Here is a 7,342-nt window from a genome sequence, read left to right as displayed (position 1 = left end):
GATTCGAGCCTGGATCGATTCCTGGCTCAACCCAAATGGGAAATATCGGTTTAAGGAACTCTATACACAACTTGTCAAAATTGACGCCGATCTCCCGCGACAGATCGTTGAGCAACCGGGTTTCGGTATGCCCGGCCATGTGCTGTTTCTCAGTCAGTTACCTTCACAGTTTTTGCCAAAAGCGATTGAAGCTTTTGATAAAAAAATCAAAGCCGATCCTGATTTTCTCTGGAAAAGCGATGTGATTTTTGTGTTTGGGGAATCGAAGGAGCCTGCGCATCGAGAAATGATTCGCAAGCTCTATGACGACTTCGCGTTACAGGCGGCGGTTCTGGCCGTTCTGGGAACGACTCCTGAAGAACAGGATCGCAAAAAATATATCGCTGGTCTGGCGTCATCACAAATTGAAATGCTGGAAACCTGTGTGTCTGCGCTGGAAAAACTGTCAGCATCCACGAAGCCGGAAGAGAAGGTGCTGCTCTTTGGAACGTTACGCCGTCTGGGAACGGATAAACGCGAACAAAAACTTCAGTTGCGCATTGGGTCGTTATTGCGAAAATGGACCGGTCAACAGTTGGGGTTGCCCGGCGATGGCGGCGATTCCAAAACTCAGCGAGCTTTCATTCAGGCCTGGGAAGACTGGCTGTCGAAATCGCACCCGAAAGTCTTTGCATCGATTTTAAAGCAAAGCGGACCGGAGACCGAAAAATTCTTCGAATTGCTGGAAACCGTGGATTGGGAGCAAGGTGACAAAACAAGGGGAGAGGCTTTGTTTCGGAAACGGGCCTGTGTGCAATGTCATGGAAATCGAAGTGCATTGGGGCCCGCGTTAACAGGTGCCGCCAAGCGGTTCTCCCGGAAAGATCTGTTTACTGCCATTGTGGCTCCGAATCGGGATGTCTCACCACGTTATCAGACAACGGTTGTCGAAACCGTGGATGGGAAGGTGTATACGGGTCTCGTTGTTTACCGGTCAGTGGATGGATTAACGCTACGCAATTCCAATAATCAAACAACGCGCGTTGAAGCGGATGAAATCGAATTCCAAAACAAGAAAAGCACTTCATTGATGCCCAAAGGATTATTGAAAGATCTGTCAGCGCAAGATTTGGCCGACTTGAATGCCTATTTACAAGGTCTGTAGCGAATTCATTTACCTGTTTCCGGTAACTCTGTTCCCACGTGATTCAGAATATCATCATTTGAGCGAGAGGCTTTAAACCGCGTGTCGAGTTCTGAAGAATCACCAGAAAAGAAAAAACGCACACGAAAAATGCCGCAGCCTTACAATGCGCTGGATGGCAAACGCTGGATTCAAAATTCGATCAGTGTCTGGAGTGATATTCGCAAGTCGACCGAAGAAGTGCGATTGAAACATCCGGCGATCTTTCCTGAAATGCTCGTCGAACGCCTGATTGAAACGTTCCTGCCTCTGGAGGGAGAGATAATACTCGATCCGTTTGCCGGTTCCGGCAGTACGATTGTGACAGCAGAGAAAATGGGTAAAACCGGCATCGGTGTGGAACTCTCAGAGGATTATGCGGCTTTAGGCAATCAGCGCCTGAATGAAGTTGCTTTGCAGTCAGCCACCCCAAAGGAGTCTGCTCCTGCTATCGAACAGCGGGAAGTGAAATCGTGCATTCATCACGGTTCTGCTTTGAAGTTATCCAAATGGGTCTCGCCGGGAAGTGTCGATCTTTGTGTGACTTCCCCACCTTATTGGAATGTGTTGAATCAACGTCGAACGGCTGACCATAAAGCGGTGCGGCATTATGGAAATCATGAGCAGGATCTGGGCGTTGTTGAAGATTACGAAGAATTTCTAACGGAGCTGACTCAGGTTTTTGAACAGGTATTAACTGCGCTGCGGCCGGGAGGATACTGTTGTGTGATCGTGATGGATTTGCGAAAGAAAAGTCAATTCTTTCCTTTTCACAGTGATTTGGCCACAAAGTTACAGCAGATCGGTTTTATTTACGATGATCTGATTATCTGGAATCGGCAGTCGGAATATAATAATCTCAGGCCCTTAGGCTTTCCTTCCGTATTTCGCGTCAATAAAGTTCACGAATTTATTTTGTTGATGCAAAAGCCAAAACGTTAGATTGGCATTCAATCGGCAGAGTCTGTATAACTCACTCCTCAAATGTGAAATTATTTCAGGATCTACTTGGAACAGTTGGAAGCTCTTGTCATAATGGTTATGTGGAACTGAATTGCGCGGAATAGTCAAATCATAAAAAATACGCTGACAAAATTATTAAGAGAGTAATACCATGCACCAAATCAATTCAATATTAGTCGGTGTTGATCTGACCCACGCGGATCGACTGGTCGCTGCCGATTTAAATGAACAGACTGCCGAAGCCGTCGAACGCGCAATCTGGCTGGCTGATCTGGTGAATGCAAAGCTGGAGTTCTTTGCTGCCATTGACTTATCTGCGCATACGAAACATTTACTCGAAGAGGATCGGAATCACCTTTCTAATAATGTGGAAGACGAAGCCCACAAGGTCATGGGGCATTTGATTGAAAAAGCAAAAGCTGCCGGAGTGGAAAGTACATCCAAAGTGGCCCTCGGCCCCAGTTGGCGCGAGATTATTCTCGAAGTCATCAAGAACAATCATGATCTGGTGCTGGTTGGAACGCGACCCCATGGATTTAAAGGGCGGTTGTTCGGTGGCACGGTTATGAATCTTTTCCGCCAATGCCCCTGTCCGGTTTATGCCGTCAAAATAGGTGAAGAACCGGAAGTTCCCGAAATCGTGGTTGCCAGCGATATGAGTGAAGTCAGTAGCGATATCTTGAACTTCATTGTTTCAATCGGTCAGATGGCCGATGTGAAAATTCATCTGGTACACGCCATTGATACGCAACTGGATCAGCGTCTGAAAGGATTGGATGTCGGCGAAGAAACGATTGAAAAATGTGCCGCGGATATCAAGGAAGAAATCGAGAGTGAACTGAACGAGCAGTTGGCCCAGACCGATTACCGTACACTCTCGTATGGCGTAAAAACGCATGTTTTGGAAGGTTCTCCCGAAGAAGCCATTCCCGCCTTCATTGCGGAAAACAAAATCAACCTGCTCGCGATGGGTACATTAGCCCGCACAGGCATCAGCGGTTTCTTCATCGGAAATACCGCAGAACGCATGCTTGAAAAAGTCGACTGCTCCGTCCTCGCATTCAAACCCGCCGGCTTTGTGTCACCAGTCGTGCCTGAGTGAGGGGATAGTGTTCTGGATTCTGTCTGCGTTACCCGATAGGATGAGTGTTTCGATTGTTCACTCCAGATCCGAGGTTTTTAAGCATGGTTTGTTTCCAGATATTTCAGCGATGGTGTCGCTCATTCCTTAGCGGTCTTGTTGTTTTCTTCTGCATGACATCACTGCTTACCGGGGTCTTTGCTGAGATCAAGCAGAACGCGCAACCGAAAGCGTTTCCTCATAGCGAACAGGAACTGGACGCGCATGTGTTCTCGCTGGCGAAAGATTATTTCGCTGACTTTCAACACCCGGAAACTTACGTCCTGTATGGATCGCGTTTATCTACCAAAGCAAGTTGGACCTCGCCTGCAGACATCAAAGCAGAAAAACCGATGCCCTGGGGTTATGGCTCGCGGATTGCAGATACTTCGCTGCACACAGGTCACATGCTGATCGCACTTCTGGATGCTTACGAGGCAAAACCTGATCCCTTCCTCAAGCGAAACATCAACCGTTGCTTTCAGGCGTTGAAAATGATCGGTTCACTGCCGGAAACACATCCCAAAGCCGGCAAGCCGGCACTTGTTGGCCTTGTGCCGCGAGGTCCTCATCCGGATGATAAAAGTGCCTATTTTGATGATTCATCGATGGATCAACACACCACATACATTATCAGTCTGGCCCGTTATGCGCGTTCTTCGCTCGCGACTGCGGAGGAAAAATCCTGGATCAGTCAATCGATGGAGAAGGTGGGCCGTCGTCTGGAAAAGAATGGCTGGTCAATCAAACGCGCGGATGGCGTGACACAGGCGCATGTGGGCTTTGCCTGGACGGGTTTTATTTCACAGCACGTTTCAATATTGCTACCCAGTGTGTATGCCCTCTATCAAGGAACAGGCAACAAACATTGGTTAGACACCTATGAAGCATTCTTAGCAGAACGAGATGGCCTGCGCTGGCAGCAAATGCATGTGGGACCTGACATCAAAATTAATGGGCACCCCATCTATGCAAATCAGGGTGCATTTCGCGTGAATGCTCTTTTTCATTTTGAACCTCAGGCCGAAAAGAAAGAGACCCTGCATCGTTTGTTAGAACACATTGCAAAAATTCAAATGGAGCGAGATTTTCCCGGCGAAATGTATCGCAAATTTCATACAGAACAAGAGTGGCAGGCTCTGCAACAAAAATGGAACTGGAAAGAACCAGAGTTGCATGGCAGCGCACAAGCCTGGAGTCTGTATCAACCATCCATGCTCGATGATCAGGCGCTTGCCGTGCTGGCCCATGTTCGATTTCCACTCACCGGTTATCACATGGTCATGCTGAGTGAAAATCCGAAGTTGATTCACGCACATTTGCCAGAAATCTGGCGGATGCTGAAAACCATCGACCTGAAAAAAATCAGTGCCGGTGAAACTAATTACTTATTCACCGTAATTGGTCTTCACGCGTATGCGTTCTACTACAATCAACAAAAACTACTGAATCAACAGCCGCAAACCAAATCGGCACCAGCCACCAATCTTCCGATTGTTGCCAATGCCGGTATCGGTCCTTCGATTGATGTGGCCATTGATGAAACGCTCGCATATGCCATCGGCAGGGGCGTGCTTCACATCCTTGATATTACAAAACCGACGCAACCTCAAGTCGTCGGCAAAATTTCCGGCTTAGGGAATACGCGACAAATCGCAGTCAAAGATGGCATCGCCTATGTTGGTTCGCGTGAAGATGGGGCTTTTATTATTGATGTCAAAGACCGTTCAAATCCGAAACTGCTGGCGCACTACGATTCCGTCGAATTTGCAACTGGAGTCGAAGTATCCGGTAACATCCTTTTTCTGGCATTACGTCATTATGGCGTGGAACTGGTAGATGTTTCGAATCCAAACAAACCACTCCATCTAAGCACGGTGCGAACAGGTGAAGCGCAGTCAATCTCTGTCAGAAATAACTATATATATGCCGGTGTCTGGGCGACTTCGGAAGTCGTCGTGATCGATATCACTGATTCACGTCATCCAAAGATTACTGCGAAAGTGAATTTAGACGGCTTCGGAGATGGCCTGGATGTGAGAGGCAACTATCTTTACGCTGCAACCGGGCATCATTCACGCGAAAAACATCGACAACCAGGCGATCCAGGATATGGACGCGGGCATGGACTGGAAATCTTCGATCTTACGAATCCTGCAGATCCGAAATTCCTTTCGCGCGTTAAGTTTCCTCCTTTTTATGATCGGGGAAATGATATGTGGGGTGTGACGGTCGCCGGTGATTATGCATTCGTTTCCGATACGCATAACGGCATGTTTCTCGTCAACGTGTCCGATAAATTACATCCCCAGATCATAAGTCGCACGGTACTTCCCGAGGTGAAAGGACGCGATGCAAGAAGCTATGTCGGCTCGTTGGCTTTAACGAAAGATTATATTTATGTCGCTGGCGGCTGGTCCGATTTACATATCATCGCCGCTCCTGGAATCGCCCGCGTACCCGATCCGGAGCCGAACACTCCGCCGGTCATCCATCCCCAAAAATCAGTTTCGGAATCAAGCCGTTACCGACTCTACAAAACAGATGGCCAGGTTCATGCCGTTGATATTTTGGATGCGAAAGCGATTCTCGCGTGCGGAAACGGAGGCATTGAAGTGCTCCAGATCGAATCAGAATTCAAACGTCTCTCCAAGCTTCCCACCAAAGGATTTGCCACCGACGTTTATGTGCAAGGTACAAAAATTTATGTCGCCGAGGGGATCGCAGGACTGGGAATCTACGAATTATCTAGCGAGAACCAGCTTAAACAAATCGGTCGCTACCGCCCGGCTCGGGGCGCTATTAAGCAAGTCGAAGTTCCCGGCGATGGAAAATATGCGCTGCTCCAAAATGGCGCTAATACGCTTCTGATTGTAGATGTCACTCAACCTGATAACCCACAAATGATTCTCAAGGAAAACCGATATGGGCTGCTGTATGGTGATCAGATCATGCGCGGGCTGGTTGAGAAACGTTTTGCCGCCGCTTTCTGGCATGTCTCGGGGATATACTGGTATGACCTGCAAAACAAATCCTATTCGATTCCCAGATTCAGTGGGAATAATCATCCCGAGCGCTTTGGTGCTTCAAATGGATTAATCGCGGTCGGCAATCAAACTCTGGTCACCACAAGAGGCGGATATGTTTTGCTCGACCGTAATGAGCAACGCCCATTCAAGGAATTAACGAAGTATCAATTAGGTAAGCGGCGAGAGCATTTGGGGAAGCCGACAATTTTTAAAGATCGACTTTACATTGCAGATCGCGCGACAGGTCTGGTTACCATCGCCAATATTTCCGATCTCACGAAGCCAGACTTAATCGAGCAATTTCATACCATTGGAAACCCGGGCAGAATTTGCGTACATCACAAAATGATGTTGATTCCCAATGGTCCACACGGATTAATGGTCTTCGATCAATAAGTCGTTTCAGACAAGCTCCTACTCGCTTCTATCGAAATCCTGTTTCCTCTTGTGGAAAAGCTTGATAGTTGTTGACGTAATACATCAACGCTCACCAAAATGTATCTGATTGAAAAAGTTCTTTTAATCTTTTCTTCCAAGAGGTGCGATAATGGCTGATTCACTGGATACATTCCTGGCAGAACATTCGCGATTATCGCGACGTTTCTTTTTACGCTACGGCGTGGCAGGAGCTGCGGGGCTGTCCGCTTTGAATCAGTTGTCGGCAGAAGATCAGCCTCGAGACCCTGCACTGCAGAAAGCGATTGACAAACTCGAAACCAATCTCACGGTTCCGAAAGTGTTTCGAGATGTCTCGCGTGGAAATTCTAAGCCGCATTCACTCAGCGAAGAGAAAAGGAAAGAAGTTGGCTTAACGCGTGATACCTGGTCGCTGGAAGTCATCAGCGATCCGGAAAATAAATCACGGCTGGGAAATCCGCTCACCAAAGAAAAAGGGAACGCGCTCAATTTTGATGCGCTACTCAAACTGGGTGAAAAACACGCGGTCCGGTTTTCCAAAGTGATGACGTGTTTGAATATCAGAGACCCACTTGGCACGGGTGTCTGGGAAGGCGTTCCGTTGAGAGAAATTCTCTGGTTGACAAAGCCTCGGGATAATATCCGGCGTGT

Annotated in this window: 5 protein-coding genes; all 5 read left to right on the top strand. The window is 47.8% G+C overall.

Features of this window, described 5'->3' with window-relative positions; translation table 11 throughout:
• A partial coding sequence (locus Q0668_RS17280; RefSeq protein WP_298866883.1) for a c-type cytochrome occupies window positions 1-1,144 on the top strand: 1,144 nt, incomplete at its 5' end.
• A gap of 81 nt (window positions 1,145-1,225) precedes the next feature.
• Window positions 1,226-2,104, top strand: coding sequence for a site-specific DNA-methyltransferase (locus Q0668_RS17275; protein WP_298866882.1), 879 nt, complete (start codon window positions 1,226-1,228; stop codon window positions 2,102-2,104).
• 172 nt (window positions 2,105-2,276) lie between these two features.
• A complete protein-coding gene (locus Q0668_RS17270) occupies window positions 2,277-3,227 on the top strand; it encodes a universal stress protein (RefSeq protein ID WP_298866881.1) in 951 nt (316 codons plus the stop codon).
• A 152-nt stretch (window positions 3,228-3,379) separates the two neighbouring features.
• Window positions 3,380-6,670: a hypothetical protein gene (locus tag Q0668_RS17265; RefSeq protein ID WP_298866879.1), complete on the top strand. Its 3,291-nt coding sequence runs from the start codon at window positions 3,380-3,382 to the stop codon at window positions 6,668-6,670.
• 151 nt (window positions 6,671-6,821) lie between these two features.
• A partial coding sequence (locus tag Q0668_RS17260) for a hypothetical protein (protein WP_298866877.1) occupies window positions 6,822-7,342 on the top strand: 521 nt, incomplete at its 3' end.

The organism is uncultured Gimesia sp. (genome assembly GCF_937910335.1).
GTDB lineage: Bacteria > Planctomycetota > Planctomycetia > Planctomycetales > Planctomycetaceae > Gimesia.
Note: the sequence above shows the minus strand (reverse complement) of the source record. Positions and strands in the feature narration are given on the sequence as shown.